The organism is Pseudonocardia halophobica, assembly GCF_050948485.1.
In the GTDB taxonomy this organism is placed as follows: Bacteria; Actinomycetota; Actinomycetes; order Mycobacteriales; family Pseudonocardiaceae; genus Pseudonocardia; species Pseudonocardia halophobica.
The window spans coordinates 7,102,246-7,117,745 of sequence record NZ_CP192046.1; the positions used below are offsets into that span (position 1 = coordinate 7,102,246).

The 15,500-nt window shown below is 71.8% G+C and carries 15 protein-coding genes; 8 read left to right on the forward strand and 7 right to left on the reverse strand.

Annotated elements, in window-relative coordinates; all coding sequences use genetic code 11:
• The first annotated feature begins 57 nt into the window (after positions 1-57).
• Complete coding sequence (locus ACQP04_RS33920) at positions 58-849, forward strand: SGNH/GDSL hydrolase family protein (RefSeq protein ID WP_231498300.1); 792 nt, start codon at positions 58-60, stop codon at positions 847-849.
• Positions 850-931: 82 nt separating this feature from the next.
• Here the strand turns inward: ACQP04_RS33920 and thpD are convergent, their stop codons facing one another.
• The 4 genes from thpD to ectA all read right to left on the reverse strand — a co-directional run bounded on the left by thpD (position 932) and on the right by ectA (position 4,203).
• Positions 932-1,846 carry an ectoine hydroxylase gene (gene thpD / locus ACQP04_RS33925; RefSeq protein WP_433504521.1) on the reverse strand — a complete coding sequence of 305 codons (915 nt, stop codon included), beginning with the start codon at positions 1,844-1,846 and terminating at the stop codon, positions 932-934.
• Positions 1,847-1,990: 144 nt separating this feature from the next.
• A complete protein-coding gene (locus tag ACQP04_RS33930) occupies positions 1,991-2,401 on the reverse strand; it encodes an ectoine synthase (protein WP_433504522.1) in 411 nt (136 codons plus the stop codon).
• A gap of 7 nt (positions 2,402-2,408) precedes the next feature.
• Positions 2,409-3,665: a diaminobutyrate--2-oxoglutarate transaminase gene (ectB, locus tag ACQP04_RS33935; RefSeq protein WP_433504523.1), complete on the reverse strand. Its 1,257-nt coding sequence runs from the start codon at positions 3,663-3,665 to the stop codon at positions 2,409-2,411.
• Between the two features lie 10 nt (positions 3,666-3,675).
• On the reverse strand, positions 3,676-4,203 hold the full coding sequence (gene ectA, locus ACQP04_RS33940) for a diaminobutyrate acetyltransferase (RefSeq protein WP_433504524.1): 528 nt from the start codon (positions 4,201-4,203) through the stop codon (positions 3,676-3,678).
• 1,037 nt (positions 4,204-5,240) lie between these two features.
• Between ectA and ACQP04_RS33945 the strand changes: the two genes are divergently transcribed.
• Genes ACQP04_RS33945 through ACQP04_RS33955 form a run of 3 tightly spaced genes read left to right on the forward strand, consistent with a single transcriptional unit; the run spans position 5,241 to position 8,067 of the window.
• Entirely contained in the window at positions 5,241-6,638 is a 1,398-nt protein-coding gene (locus ACQP04_RS33945) for an MSMEG_0569 family flavin-dependent oxidoreductase (protein ID WP_433504525.1), read from the forward strand.
• Positions 6,639-6,649: 11 nt separating this feature from the next.
• The gene (locus ACQP04_RS33950) at positions 6,650-7,498 is read left to right on the forward strand and encodes a carbon-nitrogen hydrolase family protein (RefSeq protein WP_433504526.1); all 849 of its coding nucleotides are present in this window, start codon (positions 6,650-6,652) and stop codon (positions 7,496-7,498) included.
• 56 nt (positions 7,499-7,554) lie between these two features.
• A complete protein-coding gene (locus tag ACQP04_RS33955) occupies positions 7,555-8,067 on the forward strand; it encodes an MSMEG_0572/Sll0783 family nitrogen starvation response protein (RefSeq protein WP_433504527.1) in 513 nt (170 codons plus the stop codon).
• A gap of 80 nt (positions 8,068-8,147) precedes the next feature.
• On the opposite strand, the gene ACQP04_RS33960 is transcribed toward ACQP04_RS33955, so the two are convergent.
• From ACQP04_RS33960 to ACQP04_RS33970, 3 genes are read right to left on the reverse strand one after another with little or no spacing between them, the layout of a single operon-like run.
• Positions 8,148-8,606, reverse strand: coding sequence for a VOC family protein (locus tag ACQP04_RS33960; protein WP_433504528.1), 459 nt, complete (start codon positions 8,604-8,606; stop codon positions 8,148-8,150).
• A 53-nt stretch (positions 8,607-8,659) separates the two neighbouring features.
• On the reverse strand, positions 8,660-10,039 hold the full coding sequence (locus ACQP04_RS33965; RefSeq protein ID WP_433504529.1) for a 4-hydroxyphenylacetate 3-hydroxylase N-terminal domain-containing protein: 1,380 nt from the start codon (positions 10,037-10,039) through the stop codon (positions 8,660-8,662).
• Positions 10,026-10,709, reverse strand: coding sequence for a TetR/AcrR family transcriptional regulator (locus ACQP04_RS33970; protein WP_433504530.1), 684 nt, complete (start codon positions 10,707-10,709; stop codon positions 10,026-10,028). Before ACQP04_RS33970 ends, ACQP04_RS33965 begins: the two co-directional genes overlap by 14 nt.
• A 153-nt stretch (positions 10,710-10,862) precedes the next feature.
• Between ACQP04_RS33970 and ACQP04_RS33975 the strand changes: the two genes are divergently transcribed.
• Genes ACQP04_RS33975 through ACQP04_RS33990 form a run of 4 tightly spaced genes read left to right on the forward strand, consistent with a single transcriptional unit; the run spans position 10,863 to position 15,497 of the window.
• Positions 10,863-12,020 (forward strand): alpha-hydroxy-acid oxidizing protein, encoded by a 1,158-nt coding sequence (locus ACQP04_RS33975; RefSeq protein ID WP_433504531.1) that lies wholly within the window; start codon positions 10,863-10,865, stop codon positions 12,018-12,020.
• A gap of 17 nt (positions 12,021-12,037) precedes the next feature.
• Complete coding sequence (locus tag ACQP04_RS33980; RefSeq protein WP_433504532.1) at positions 12,038-13,795, forward strand: hypothetical protein; 1,758 nt, start codon at positions 12,038-12,040, stop codon at positions 13,793-13,795.
• Positions 13,796-13,824: 29 nt separating this feature from the next.
• Positions 13,825-14,505: an SDR family NAD(P)-dependent oxidoreductase gene (locus ACQP04_RS33985; RefSeq protein WP_433504533.1), complete on the forward strand. Its 681-nt coding sequence runs from the start codon at positions 13,825-13,827 to the stop codon at positions 14,503-14,505.
• Positions 14,502-15,497, forward strand: a complete 996-nt coding sequence (locus ACQP04_RS33990) for an S-adenosylmethionine:tRNA ribosyltransferase-isomerase (RefSeq protein ID WP_433504534.1) — start codon at positions 14,502-14,504, stop codon at positions 15,495-15,497. Before ACQP04_RS33985 ends, ACQP04_RS33990 begins: the two co-directional genes overlap by 4 nt.
• Positions 15,498-15,500 lie beyond the last annotated feature (3 nt).

Sequence of the window (15,500 nt, forward strand, 5' to 3'; positions counted from 1 at the left end):
CATGAGGTGTCCCCCTGATGGACACGAGAAGAACGGATGCGAAGGGAGCTGGTTGCCGTGAACCGGTGGAACAGCTTCGTCGCCGTCGGCGACAGCTTCACGGAGGGCCTGGACGATCTCCGGGACGACGGGTCGCCGCGCGGATGGGCCGACCGGCTGGCCGAACGGCTTGCCGCCGGACGCCCCGGATTCACGTACGCCAACCTGGCCGTGCGCGGCAAGCTGCTGGACCAGATCATCGCCGACCAGGTGCCGGTCGCCGAGGCGATGCGCCCCGACCTCGTCTCGTTCTGCGCCGGCGGCAACGACATCATCGGCCTGCAGTGCGACCCGGACGACCTCGCGGTGCGCTTCGACGCCGCCCTCGCCCGGCTGGTGGCCACCGGGGCGGACGTGCTGATCTTCACCGGCTTCGACCTGCGCCGCATGCACGTTCTGCTGCGCCGGCTGCGCGGCCGCGTGGCGACCTTCAACGAGAACCTGCGCGCCAGCGCCGACAAGCACGGCTGCCGTGTGGTGGACCTCTGGGGCATGAACGTGCTGGCCGACCCCCGGGCGTGGGCCAGCGACCGGCTGCACCTCACCCCCGAGGCCCACGAGCGCGTCTCGCTGCGGGCCCTGGAGGTCCTGGGCGAGCCGGTGCCGTCGGACTGGCGCACCCCGTGGCCCGTGGCCGAGCAGGCCAGCTGGCGCACGCGGCAGGCCGAGGACCTCGCCTGGGTGCGCGACCACGTGATGCCGTACGTGCGCAAGCGGCTGCGCGGCGGGCACACCGGGGACGGCTACCTGCCCAAGCGCCCCGAGCTCGCGCCGCTGGAGCGGCTGAACCGCTCCTTCCCCGCGGTCTGACCCACGGTTCGACCCTGTCGACGCCGACGGGGCGGCTCCCGGGTGGGAGCCGCCCCGTCCGTCGCGAGGGGTGGGCGCGGTGTCAGCGCACCGGCGTGAAGTCCCGCGCGCCGATGTACTCGGGGCGCCGCTTGGGCGCGTAGTACGGCTCGACGCAGGCGTTCTCCACGCTGTTGAAGACGATGAAGATGTTCGAACGCGGGTACGGGGTGATGTTGTCCCCGGACCCGTGCATGCAGTTCGAGTCGAAGAAGGTCGCCGACCCGGCCTTGCCGGTGAGCATGGCGATGCCGTGCCGGTTGGCCAGCGCCGTGAGGCTGTCCGGGTCCGGCGTGCCGATCTCCTGCTCCTTGAGCGACGACCGGTAGTTGTCCTCCGGGGTCTCCCCGACGCAGCTCACGAAGGTCCTGTGCGACCCGGGCATGATCATCAGGCAGCCGTTGTACTCGTAGTTCTCGGTCAGCGAGATCGAGCAGCTCACCGCGCGCGGGGTGGGCATGCCGTCCTCGGCGTGCCAGGTCTCGAAGTCCGAGTGCCAGTAGAAGCCGCCGCCGCCGAAACCGGGCTTGTAGTTGATCCGGCTCTGGTGGACGTAGACGTCGCCGCCGAGGATCTGCCGGGCCCGGCCGACCACGCGCTCGTCGGCCACCAGCCGCGCGATGGCGTCACTGATCCGGTGCACCTCGAAGATCGAGCGCACCTCGTCGGACTTCTTCTCGACGATGCAGCGGTCGTCCGCCCGCACCAGCGGGTCGGTGGCCAGCCGGTCGAGCTCCGCGGCGTACCCGGCGACCTCGTCGGGGGTGAGCAGCTGCGGGACCTGGCTGAAGCCCTTCTCGGCGTGGCCGTGCAGCTCCTGGGCGCCGTACATGCCGGCGCTGGACTCGCTCCCCCAGACGGTCGGCTCGACGCGCTCGATCAGCGCGGGCTCGCTCGACACGCGCGTGTAGTAGCGGTCCTGGGTGGTCCGGGTCTGGCTGCTGCTCGGGGCAGACATGCGCGTCCCTTCCTTTCCTCGTCGGTCCCTGTGGGAGTGGATCCGCCCTTCCTCTGCGGTGGGTTCGGCGGTCGTTCGGTGGTGCGGCGGTGGTACACGGCGCGACCGCCGGGCCCGGTCGGACCCGGCGGTGCGCCGCGCGCGTCAGGCCTGGCCGGCCGGCTCCGGCGGCAGCTCGAGCAGCGGGTACACCCCGTTCTCGTCGTGCACCTCGGTGCCGACGATCGGCGGGTTGAACACGCACACGCAGGTGATGTCGGACCTGACCCGCACCTGGTGCTTCTCGTTGCCGTTCAGCAGGTACATCGTGCCCGGGCCGAGCTCGTACGTCCGGTCGTTGTCCTTGTCGTACAGCTCGCCCTCGCCGGAGACGATGTAGACGGCCTCGACGTGGTTGGCGTACCAGAAGTCGTTCGTCGAGCCGGCCCGCAGCACCGTCTCGCCGACGGAGAAACCGACCCGGTCGTGCGCGGTGACGACGCGGCGCGAGTACCAGCCGGGCGTGTCGACGTGGTTCTTCGTGCCCGTGACGTCATCGATCTTGCGGACGATCATGTAGTGCTCAGCCTCCGGAGGTGACGGCCTTGACGGACTCGGCGACGATGGCGAGGCCCTCGTCGAGCTCGTCGTCGGTGATGGTCAGGGGGGCGAGGATCTTCATGACCTCGCTCTCGGGTCCCGAGGTCTCCATCAGAAGTCCCCGCTCGAACGCCGCCGCACACACCTTGGCGGCCTGCTCCTCCTGCGCGAACTGCAGGCCGCGGGCCAGGCCCCGGCCCTTCGCGGTGAGCTCGGTCGACTTGGTGTCGGCGACGATCCGGTTGAAGGCCTCCTCGACCTTCTCGCCCTTGCGGATCACGTCGCGCTCGAGCGTGTCGTCGCTCCAGAACTGGTGGATGGCCTCGGTCCCGGTGACGAACGCGGGGTTGTGCCCGCGGAAGGTGCCGTTGTGCTCACCCGGACCCCAGACGTCGTGCTCGGGCTTGATCAGGACGAGCGCCATCGGCAGCCCGTAGCCCGAGATCGACTTGGAGATCGTGACGATGTCCGGCTGGATGCCCGCGGCCTCGAACGAGAAGAACGGGCCGGTGCGCCCGACGCCCATCTGCACGTCGTCGACGATCAGCAGGATGTCGTGGCGCTTGCACAGGTCCGCGAGGCCCTGCAGCCACTCGATCCGGGCCGGGTTGATCCCGCCCTCGCCCTGCACCGTCTCGACGATCACGGCCGCGGGCTCGTTGAGGCTCGAGCCGGTGTCCGTGAGGACCTTCTCGAACCACAGGAAGTCCGGCACCTTGCCGTCGAAGTAGTTGTCGAACGGCATCGGGGTGGAGTGCACCAGCGGGATGCCGGCACCGCCGCGCTTCATCGAGTTGCCGGTCACCGAGAGCGCGCCGAGCGTCATGCCGTGGAAGGCGTTGGTGAAGTTCACCATCGCCTCCTTGCCCGTGATCTTGCGGGCGAGCTTCAGCGCGGACTCGACGGCGTTGGCGCCGGTCGGGCCGGGGAACTGGACCTTGTAGTCCAGGCCACGGGGGCCGAGGATCTTCTCCCGGAAGGTCTTCAGGAACTCGCCCTTGGCCGTGGTGTACATGTCCAGGCCGTGGGTGATCCCGTCCCGGGACAGGTACTCCAGCAGCTTCTTCTTCAGGGGCTCGGGGTTGTGGCCGTAGTTCAGCGCGCCCGCACCCGCGAAGAAGTCGAGGTACGAGTTGCCGTCCACGTCCCACAGGCGAGCGCCCTTCGCCGTGTCGAACACGACGGGCCAGTTGCGGCAGTACGAGCGGACCTCGGACTCGACGTCCTCGAAGATGGTCATTCTCTTCTCATCATCCTTCGGTCGGGATCGGGCCGATTCGATAGAGGATCTCTGATTCGTGTCCGTCGCCGAGAAGGGATCCGGGGAACAATTCCGTTCTCGACACCTCCGCGTCGTTGCGGCGCGCGAATGCGGCGAACATGGCGTTCGACGCGTCGTTGTCCGGCGTCACCGTCGTCTCCATGAACCGGACGCCGGGCACCTGCGCGAAAAGCGTGTCCAGCATTCGGCCCGCCACTCCGCGACCGCGGGCGGCGGCGCCGACGGCGACCTGCCAGACGAGCAATGTTTCAGAGGCGTCCGGGCGGCGGTACCCCGTGACGAAGCCGATGGGCCGACCGTCCAGCTTGGCGATCACGGAGGTCGCGGCGAAGTCGCGGCACCAGAGGAGGTACGCGTACCGGGAGTTCACGTCGAGGACGCCGGAGTCCGCTGCCATCCGCCACAGGTCGACGCCGTCGTCGACCGTCGGGGGCCCCACCGTCAGTTCGGGTTCGTCGCCGGGCGGATCCGAGGTGTCGGTGGTGGCTGCGGTCATGGCCAACGAACGTAACAGGGGTATTGCGAACCTGCACCCGTCGGCAGTTGTCGACAACATTCGATCGCGGAGTTCCGTGATCGTCATCACAACATCGTTTAATGCCCGGGAAATGTGGGGACCGTCCGGATCACCGAATGGACGCCGCAGTTTCCGCAGGTGCATCGCCGATTTTGCGGGCGAGCCCGGTGGAGGCCTCGGCGCCCCGGGCCCTACTGACCGTCGCCGTCTGCCACGGCCCGTCACGGAGCATGACGCTCGCCACGCTCCCGCCCGTTCCGCACGATAGGGGGAGTCGGGCCGCGCTGCGAGGCGAGCGGTCGGGGGTCGGCCTGACCCGTCGGACCGCTGCCGGGGCCCGAGAGGGCGCGAAGTGGATCACCGCCGCCTCCGCGGGCGCGATCGACGCGGGCGCACCCGGACGCGGGCGCGGTCGCGGTCGCGGTCGCGCGCGAAGGACGGGATCGCGGCCGGCGGGTCCGGAGGTTCCGGGCCGGCCGACACGTGGTCCGCGACGCGCACCGACCCCCTCGGGAGGATCTTCACGCGCCCGCAGGACACCGGTCCCGGCAGCGTGCCGCTTCCGATCGAAGCCGCCGTTGCGCTGTTCGGCCCAACCGCTTTCCCCGGGTGTGGTGACGCATTTTTCCCGGCTCCGCCTTCGCCGGCTCCACGGTTCCGGACATAACGCACGCCACACATGAGACGTACGGCACTCAACCCTCTCCGGGCAGGCCGTCCCGCCCACCTTCGGCCTATTCGTCGCCGGGCCGCATAGTGCCGGAGAGAGTTCGCGGGACCGCGCAGACCGCGATGCTGCGCAGGGACAATCCGTGCCCGGGCGGGCCGTACACAGCCCCGTTGAGCGAGAGCACTGCTCTGATCTCACCTCGCCGCAACACGACCATGATCCGGAAACACAGATGCGTTCCGGATGACACATCCCGGCAACGGCTCCGCCCTGAACTGGTTCCCGAGCCAGTCACGGTCCGGCTCGGAGCCCCTCGCCCTCGGAGCCCCTCAGGAGCTGATCCTTCATGTCCCCGTCGCAGCCGGCCACCCATCTGCGCGCCGTCCCCGATCCCGCCCCCGCCACGTCCGACCTCGACGGCGCGCACCGTTCCGTCGTGGTCGTCGGCGGCGGACAGGCGGGTCTGTCGGTGAGCCGCTGGCTCACCCACCACGACGTCGATCATCTCGTGCTCGAGGCCGAGACCGCCGGGCACGAGTGGCAGGACCGGCGCTGGGACTCGTTCTGTCTGGTCACGCCGAACTGGCAGTGCCGGCTCCCCGCGTTCCCGTACGACGGCCCGGACCCCGACGGCTTCATGGTCCGCGACGAGATCACCCGGTACCTGGAGAAGTTCGTCGCGTCGTTCGACCCGCCGCTGGTGGAGGGCGTCCGCGCCACCTCGCTGCGGGCCGGCGACACGGGCCGCTTCCGGATCGCCACCGACAAGGGCACCGTGACGGCGGACCAGGTCGTGGTCGCGACCGGGCCGTACCAGGTCGCCCGCACGCCGCGGATGGCCGAGCGCCTCCCGGACGCGGTCACCCAGCTGCACTCCTCGCAGTACCGCAACGCGGACCGGCTGCCCGAGGGCGCGGTCCTGGTCGTCGGCACCGGCCAGTCCGGCTGCCAGATCGCCGAGGACCTGCACCTCGCCGGCCGCACCGTGCACCTCGCCACCGGCACGGCCCCGCGGGTCGCCCGCTTCTACCGCGGCCGCGACTGCGTCGCCTGGCTGTCCGAGATGGGCACCTACACCAAGGGCATCGACCGGTTCCCCGACGCGGAGGCGGTGCGGCACAAGACGAACCACTACGTCACCGGCCGCGACGGCGGACGCGACATCGACCTGCGGAAGTTCGCCCTGGAGGGCATGAACCTGCACGGCCGGCTGGTCGGTATCACCGACGGGCGGCTCCGCTTCGCCGGCGACCTGCGGTCCAACCTGGACGGGGCCGACGCGGTCGCCGAGGGCATCAAGGACTCGATCGACGCGTACATCGCCGCGAACGGCATCGACGCGCCGGCCGAGGAACGCACCGCCCCGGTCTGGGCGCCGGAGGCCGACGAGCCGGAGGAGACCGACCTCGCGGCCGCCGGCATCACGACCGTCATCTGGTCCACCGGCTACGGCCGCGACGACCGCTGGATCGAGCTGCCGATCTTCGACGGCCGCGGCTACCCGACCCACGAGCGCGGCGTCACCAGCCAGCCGGGCCTCTACTTCATCGGTCTGCCCTGGCAGTACACCTGGGGTTCGGGCCGCTTCTCGGGTGTCGCCGACGACGCGGAGCACGTCGTCGGCCGGATCCTCGAGACCCGCCGTGCGGGCCGCGTCGGCGACGGTCTGCACTGGCTGGCCGGCACCCCCACCAGCACCTTCCCGTCCGACGACGACTGGGTCGCCCCCCGGTCGGCCAGCTGAGGAGCCCCGCCATGCCCACGACCCGTGTCGCGACCGTCGCGGCCCCCTTCGACCGGGACCTCGAGGCCGACTTCGCCCGGATCGCCCGCCTGATCGACGAGGCGAAGCGGCAGGGTGCGCAGCTGCTCGCCCTGCCCGAGGCCGCACTCGGCGGCTACGTCTCCGACCTGGGCGGTTCCGCGTCCCCGCCGCCGGCCTTCGCGGTCGACGGCCCGGAGATCGCCCGCCTGGCCGCGCTGGCCGGGGACCTCGTGGTCACCGCCGGCTACTGCGAGGCGGCGGACGGCCGCCGGTACAACGCGGCGGTCTGCGTGACCGGCGACGGTGTGCTCGGCACCTACCGCAAGGTCCACCAGCCGCTGCGCGAGGACGCCACGTACGCGGCCGGCGACGCCTTCGAGGCCGTCGACACCCCGATCGGCCGGATCGGCATGCAGATCTGCTGGGACAAGGGCTTCCCCGAGGCGGCCCGGGCCCTGGCGATCGACGGCGCCCGGGTGATCGTCTCGATGTCGGCCTGGCCGGTCAGCGCGACCAACCCGCACCCCGACCCCGCGCAGGACCGGTGGACCCGCCGCTTCGACCTGTTCGACCGCGCCCGCGCGCTGGAGAACCAGGTCGTGTGGGTGGCGTCGAACCAGTTCGGCGCGTTCGGCTCGCTGCGCTTCGCCGCCAACGCCAAGATCGTCGACCCCGGCGGGGAGATCGTGGCCGCGACCGGGCAGACCCAGTCGATGGTGGTCGCGGACTTCGACCTCGACGCCGACCTCGACGCCCACCGCGCCGGCATGAACAACCTGCGCGACCGCCGCCCCGACGTCTACGGGGTCCTGACCCGGCCGGCGCTCCAGCCGGTCTGAGCACCACTCCCCGACCGCCCACCCGTCCACAGGACCTGTCCACACCGGAGGAGAACATGGCCGACCTGACCGATCTCGAGAAGCAGAGCCTCGAGGAGATCCCGCACCCGTCGATGCCGGAGGGGTCGTCGATCTACGGCGGCACCAAGGTCTTCCCCGACTACCACGCCGAGAACGGGGAGAGCTACTTCACGCTGGTCCACGGCATCGCGCACGAGTCCTCGGTGAGCTTCGTGGCGATCCTGCAGGCCACCCGGGCACTGCGGAAGGGCTTCGAGTCGGCGATCTACTTCTACGGCCCGGGCTCGCTGAACTGCCTGGCCACCCGCGGGTTCCCGACCACCGGCAACTCGGCGTTCCCGGGCGAGCACAACATCAACAACTCGCTCAAGACGTACATCCAGGAGGGCGGCAAGGTCTACTGCTGCCGCTTCGGGCTGTCGCTGCACGGCGCCCGTGAGGAGGACCTGATCGAGGGCGTGATCCCGACGCACCCGCTCGACGTCCAGGACGCGCTGATCCACTACGCCCGCAAGGGCGCGATCATCAACTCCACCTACCAGCTCTGAGCACGGCGAACGGCGCTCTCGCTCACCAGATGTGAGCGAGAGCGCCGTTCGCCCGTCCCCGGTCCGAGGTGCGGGGCGCGTCAGCCCGAGACGTACCGCGCGGCCGGGGTGCCGGGCGGGTTGTGCCGGCCCGGCTCCGCGTCCGGGTTGGGCACGCAGACCTCGGCCTCCAGCCCGTCCGGGTCCCGGAAGAACAGGCTGAGCACGGGGCCGAAGTCGGTCACGAACTCGTCGCACGCCCCGCGGGCGAGCAGGCGGCGCCGGATCTCCTCGAACGCCTCGATCGACGCGGCCTGCAGCCCGAGGTGGTCGAGCCGGCCGCGGCCGAGCATCGGCGTCTGCCGCTCGGCCTCGGTGTTGCCGTCGACCTCGAACACGTTGAGCTCGGTGTGCGGGCCGATGTCGACGATCGAGAACCGGAAGCCGTCCTGCCGCATCTCGTGCGCGACGGTCGCCCCGAACACCTCGCCGTAGAAGGCGTGGAGGCGGTCCGTGTCGGCGGTGATCACGGCGACGTGGTTGAGCCCGTCCAGCAGCATCCGCGCAGGTTAGGGCGCCCGCCGTCGCCGCGGTAGGGCCGACCGGTACCCGGTCAGGGCGCGAACGGGACCCCCACCAGCTCCTTCGCCCTCGCAACGGCGGACTCCATCGGGTACCACTTCCGCGTCACGATCTTCTGCGCGTAGAGCCCACCGCCGGCCTGGATGTTGGTGACCAGCCGCCAGCCGCCGTAGGTGTCGGCGGTGAGGTCGCGGATCACGTGGAACAGCCGCAGCCGCGTCTCGCCGTCGAACTCCGGGTTGCCCTGCATGTACTTGCGCACCGCGGGCCCGATCTCCGGGTTCTGCAGGTCCGCGAGCGAGGGCGCGGTGACGATCGAACCACCGGCGATGTCGTGCAGGCTCTGCACGAGCCGGTCGTAGTGCGACGCCGCGTAGTACTTGCCCGCGTTGGTGTACAGCTCGTCCGGGAACGCCGCGCCGTTGTCGCCCACGTGGCAGTGGGTGATCGCCGCCTCGAGCGAGGCCCGGATGAGCGTGGCCTGGATGATCATGTCGTCGATCTTGTCCCGGACGTGCGCCACGGACTCGGTGCCGTTCGCCTGCGCGATCAGCTGGGCGAGCCCGACCAGCAGGTCCGCCCCGTCGGCCATCGACGACAGCCCGCCGAGCCGCTCCCACAGGCCGAGCGAGTGCGCGAACACGGTGGCGTACTTGGTCTGCCCGTCGAGGAAGATGCGCTCGGTGGGGACGAACACGTCGTCGAGGATCACGAACGACTCGGGGTAGGACACCGGGCCCGAGACCGGGAAGGTGCCGCTGCCGGCGTTGCGCGGGGCGTAGCTGACGTCGACGATCTTCACGCCCGGTGCGTTGACCGGGATCATGCAGGCGATCGCGTAGTCCTCCTCCCCCGGCTTCATGCCCTTGGTCGGGATGACCATGAGCTCGTGGCCGAGCGAGGCGGCGGTGATGTGCAGCTTGGCCCCGCGGACGACCACGCCGTCGTCCCGGCGCTCGACCACGTGCACGTACGAGTCGGGGTCCTCCTGCTGACCCGGGCGGACCTTGCGGTGCCCCTTCGCGTCCGTGATGCACTGCGTGATCCGGATGTCCTCGGCGCGGGCGCGCGCGACGAAGGCGTTGATCCGCTCGACCTCCTCCGGGCAGGAGTCCATGATCCGGCCCGCGGCGGTCAGCAGCGTCATGATCGAGGTGTAGGTGACGTGCGCGAGCATGCCCATGTCGTGCACGAAGTCGATGTGCTCGCGCAGGCCCTGCGCGTCCGTCGGGACGTCGGAGAACGGGCTGTGGTCGCCGGTCGGGTCGTAGACCTTGTCGTAGCCCTCGGCGATGAGCTTCACGCTCTGCCCGAGGATCGGGTGGTCGGCGATCCGCTCGACCAGCTCTCCCTCGAACCAGACCTTGCGGCCGTCGTCGAGGGAGGCCAGGTACTGCTCACCGGTCTTCATGCAGGGTCCTTTCCGGGTGGGTCTCCACGCCGACGCTGCGCAGCAGGAGGTCGGTGAAGCCGTCGATGATCTCGGTCATGGACAGGTCGCCGTCGGGGCGGAACCACGCCTGGACGGAGTTGAGGGTCGCGAGGATCGACGCCGCGGTGAGCCGCGGGTCGAGGTGCGCGGGGAAGGCGCCCTCCCGCTGCCCCTGCCGGACGATCTCGCGGATCGAGCGCTCGTAGGTGTCCCGGCGCGCGATGATCTCGGCGAACCGCTCGGCGGGCAGCCCGGAGAACTCGGCGTTGAACACCCTGATCTTGATCAGGTTCTTCTCGGTGCCGCGCAGGTGCCGCTCGATCGCCAGCCGCAGCTTGTCGACGGCCGGGGCGCCGGAGGCGAGCAGCTCCTCGCCGAGCGCGGCGGTGTTGAGGTGCGCCTCCTCCACGATCGCGTGGAGCAGGTCCTCCTTGGTGTGGATGTAGTGGTAGAGGCTGCCCTTGAGCATGCCGGCCGCCTCGGCGATCTCGCTGATGCTCGTGCCCGCATAGCCCTTGCGCCGGAACAGCTCCGCGGCCGCGTCGACGATCTGCTCGTACCGCGACGGGCCGAGGTCGCGGCCGCGCGCCTTGGGCGCCACCGCGCGGCGGTGCGGCGGCACGGACCGCTCGATCCCACTCTCCGGCACCAGCGTCTCCTGCGACTCGGCGGTCCGACGAACACCGACGCTAGCTGCGGATGTGCTACTGGTCAACCGTTCGGTCGGGAGTTGTCGACCGATCGTTTGGGCATCTCCGGCGCTAGTGTCCCGGCGGGACCCGCGTGATCAGGAGGGACACGGATGTCACCGCGCTACGGCGACTACCAGCTGGAGATCTACCTGGCCGGCACGAAGGGCCTGCTGCCCCGCTTCCCGGTCGACTTCGCGGGGATGGAGCGCCGGGCCGCCGAGGCACTGCCGCCGTGGGTGCTCTCCTACGTCGCGGGTGGGGCGGGCGACGAGCGCACCCAGCGGGCGAACGTGGAGGCCTTCGAGAAGTGGGGCCTCGTGCCGCGGATGATGGAGGGCGCGTACGACCGCGACCTCTCCACCACGCTGTTCGGCATCGAGCTGCCGCACCCGCTCTTCCTGTGCCCGATCGGCGTGCTCGGCATCTGCGCGCAGGACCTGCACGGCGACCTGACGACGGCCCGCGCCGCCGCGCGCACCGGCGTCCCGATGATCGCCTCGACGCTCTCGCAGGACCCGATGGAGGAGGTCGCGACGGCGCTCGGCGACACCCCGGGCTTCTTCCAGCTCTACCCGCCCAACGACCGGGACCTGGCCGTCAGCTTCATCCAGCGGGCCGAGCGGGCGGGCTTCAGGGCGCTGGTCGTCACGCTCGACACCTGGGTCACCGGGTGGCGCCCGCGCGACCTCAACACCGCGAACTTCCCGCAGCTGCGCGGCTACTGCCTGGCCAACTACACCTCCGACGAGCACTTCCGGAAACACCTCACGAGCTCCGACCCGGCCGAGGTCGTCGGGCTGTTCGCCCGGACCTTCGGCTTCTCGATGCGCTGGGAGGACCTGGCCTGGATGCGCGAGGCGACCTCGCTGCCGATCGTGCTCAAGGGCATCAGCCACCCCGAGGACGTGCGCAAGGCCAAGGACCACGGCGTCGACGGCATCTACTGCTCCAACCACGGCGGCCGCCAGGCCAACGGCGGGTTGCCGGCCCTGCAGACCCTGCCCGAGGTCGTCGAGGCCGCCGGTGACACCCCGGTCCTCTTCGACTCCGGTGTGCGCAGCGGCTCGGACGTGGTCAAGGCGCTCGCGATGGGCGCCACCGCGGTCGGCTCCGGGCGCCCGCACGTCTACGCGCTGGCGGTCGGCGGCGAGGAGGGCGTGGTGCACCACCTGCGCTCGTTCCTCGCCGAGGCGGACCTGCTCATGGCGGTCGACGGCTTCCCGGACCTCGCCCGCCTGCGCGCGGCGGGCCTGCGCCGCGTGGACTGAGCCCTAGGCTGCCGGACATGTCGAAGCGCCCCCGCGGACGCAGGCCACCGAAGAAGGACGGGCGCGCCCGCACGCGGCGCCGGGACCAGCAGCGGCGCCGGGACCAGCAGCCCGACCTCGTCGACCGGGTCGCCCTGGCCCTCGAGGAGCATCCGCTGTCGCTGCTCGAGCTGGTCAGCGGCATCCTGGCGATCCTCGAACCACCCCGCCACCCCTTCGGGCCCGAACCCTCGCCCGACGTCCCGGGGTTCGACGACCTCGTCGAGAGCTTCCTCGGCACGGACCTGCACGAGACGTCGGCCCTGCTCGCGGTGCTCGCCGCCTTCTCCGACGACGAGCTGTTCCGGCGCCGGGCCCTCCGCGAGATCACCGGCCGCGCCGACGCCCTGCCCGGCTGGCTGGCCGACCTAGGCCGGACGCGCGTGACCTCGGTCCGCGAGGTCGCCCACGTGCTCGGCGACGGCGAGAACCACGTGCTCGGTGTGCTCCTGCCCGACGGCACCGAGTTCACCACTGTGGTCTACGTCGACCACAATGTCGGCACGCTGGTCAAGGACGCCTTCGCGCTGCCGGCGCCGGCCGACGCCGTTGTCGCGCAGCTGGAGGAGATCGCCGACGACCCGGACTCCGTGGTGCGCGACCTCGACCCCGCCGACGCCCGCGCCCGGATCGTCGAGGCGATGGAGCAGGCCGCCATCACCTATCCGCCCTTCGAGACCGAGACGTGGCCGGCCTGCCGTGCCCTGGTCCGCTGGGTCACGGGGATGCTGCCGACCGGCGGGCGGGGCCACGAGTTCCCCGAGTGGTCCGACGCCGAGCTGGCGGACCTGACCGAGCGCTTCCTGCGCTCGCCGCAGGGCACCGGCTTCGACGATCCCGACCACCGGGAGCTCCTGGAGTCGCTGCTGTGGTTCGGCAGCGGCCACGGCACCGGCGACCCGCTGCGCTGGAGCCCCGTGAACGTCGAGATCCTGCTGCTGGACTGGGTGCCACGGAAGATCGTCGCCGACGCCCCGTTCCTCGACCTGCTTCCCGATCTGCTGCGCGCCTACGTCCGCTTCTGCCACGCCGATCGTGGGGTCAGGTCGGTGCACACGCAGGCGACCTTGGCGGCGGTCGACGACTTCGAGCCCGAGTACCGGCGGCTGGTCCGGACCGGGCGCAGGCAGGGACCGGAGGCGCTGCTGGAGGCGTTGGGGGTGCTCGACCCGCCCGACCCGGAGTGGGGGCTGAACGAGCTCGCGCGGGCCGTCGGCGGGCGCGCGGCCCTGGATGCGCTGTCCACCGGGCCGCTGCCCGACGAGCCCTTCGACTGGACGGGGGTCCCCGAGGACGTCCGGCCGCGGGTGGGCGAGGTGCTCGTCCTGGTCGACTCCGGCTGCGAGACCCTGTTCGACGGCGGGGACGCCGTCGAGATGCGGACGGCGTGCCGGCGCCTGCTCAGCAGGACGGCGGCGGCCGACCCGGTGGCGTTCCGACGGGCCGCCCGGTCGGAGATCTCGGCCGGGACGATCTGCTGGCTCGTGGGCCGGGCGAACGACCTCGTCGGCGGCCGCGGTGGGCTGATGGTCAAGGACCTGACGGCGCACTTCGGGACGGGCGGCTCCTTCTCCCAGCGGGCCGGGGTCTATCTCCGGGCGCTCGGGATCGAGACGCCTCCCGGGGCCGGCGTGGAACTCGGCTCCCCGGACTACCTCGTCTCCGCGCGACGAGCGGATCTCGTCGAGGCGCGCGACACCTGGCGCCGCTGGGCGGACGACGATCCCTTGACCTGAACCGAGCTTCAGGTCGCAGTGTGGTCCGCATGACACCGACTGCGATCGTCACCGGTGCGGGACAGGGCTTTGGGCTCGCCCTCACCGTCGCCCTCGCCCGGCGCGGGACCACCGTGGTGGCCTGCGGCCGGGACGCCCGACGCCTGCTTGGCGCGCTCGACGGGGTGCCCGGCGTCGTCGCCCTGCCCGGCGACGTCACCGATCCGGGCTTCCGCACCGAGCTCGCCGCTGCGGCAGGCGGACGGCTGGACCTGCTGGTGCACAACGCCGGCGAGCTCGGTCCCTCGCCCCTGCCCCGGCTGGCCGACTACCCGCTCGACGCCCTGCGCGGCGTCCTGGAGACCACCGTCCTGGCCCCGCTCGGCCTCACCCGGGAGACCCTGCCGGCCCTGCGCGCCGCGGGCGGCACGGTCGTCACGCTCAGCTCCGACGCCGCCGTCGAGGCCTACGAGGGCTGGGGCGGCTACGGCGCAGCGAAGGCCGCGCTCGACCGTCTCGCCGCGGTGCTGGGCGTGGAGGAGCCGGACCTGCGTGTGTACGCCTTCGATCCCGGGGACATGCGCACCGCGATGCACCAGCGGGCCTTCCCGGGTGAGGACATCTCGGACCGGCCCGAGCCGGAGACGGTCGTACCGGCGCTGCTGCGGTTGCTCGCGGACCGGCCGCCCTCGGGCCGCTACACCGCGGCCGACCTGGCGGTCGCGCCGTGAGGCCGGTCCCGCCCGAACTGGTCGCCACCGCACCCCCGCCGGTCCGCGACGGTGTGCGCCTCATGGTCGCGCAGGCCCGCCGCCCGGTGCGGCACCGCCGGTTCACCGACCTGCCGGAGGCGCTGGAGCCCGGGGACCTGGTCGTGGTCAACACCTCCGACACCGAACCCGCGGCCCTCGACGGCACGCGGGCGGGCCGGGCCGTCGTGCTGCACGTGTCCGGGCCGGCACCGCGCGGGACCTGGTCCGTGGAGCTGCGGACGCCGGACGGACACCGGATCACGGACGGCCGGGCCGGCGAGACCGTCCGGCTGCCGCGCGGGGTGACCGCGACCCTGCTCGCCGGCGGCCCGCGGATCTGGCGGGCGCGGATCCCGGTGGAGGGCGGACTGCGCCGGTACCTGGCCGCGGCGGGACGCCCGATCACCTACTCCTACCTGCGCGGACGCCCCTCCCTCGCCGAGTACCGCACCGTCTTCGCCCGCCCGGACGGCCGCTTCGGCAGCGCCGAGATGCCGAGCGCGGGCCGACCGTTCACCCCCGCCGTGCTCGACGGGCTGAAGGCGCGCGGCGTCGGCGTGGCCGAGCTGGTGCTGCACACCGGGGTGTCGTCGCTCGAGGCGGGCGAGACCCCGCTGCCCGAGCGCTACCGGGTGCCGCTCGCGACCGCCGAGGCCGTCGCCGCGACGCGTGCGGCCGGGCGTCGGGTCGTCGCGGTGGGGACCACGGTGACCCGCGCGCTGGAGACCGTCGCCGAACGCGACGGGACCGTCCGGGCGGGCGAGGGCACGACGGAGCTGGTCCTGGGCCCGGACCGGCCGGCCCGCGTCGTCGACGGGCTGGTGACCGGCTGGCACGAGCCGGAGGCCTCGCACCTGCTCCTGCTCCGCGCGGTGGCCGGACGGCGGCTGGTCGAGCGGGCGTACGCGGCCGCGCTCGACGCGGGCTACCGCTGGCACGAGTTCGGCGACTCCTGTCTGCTCCTGCCGTGAGGC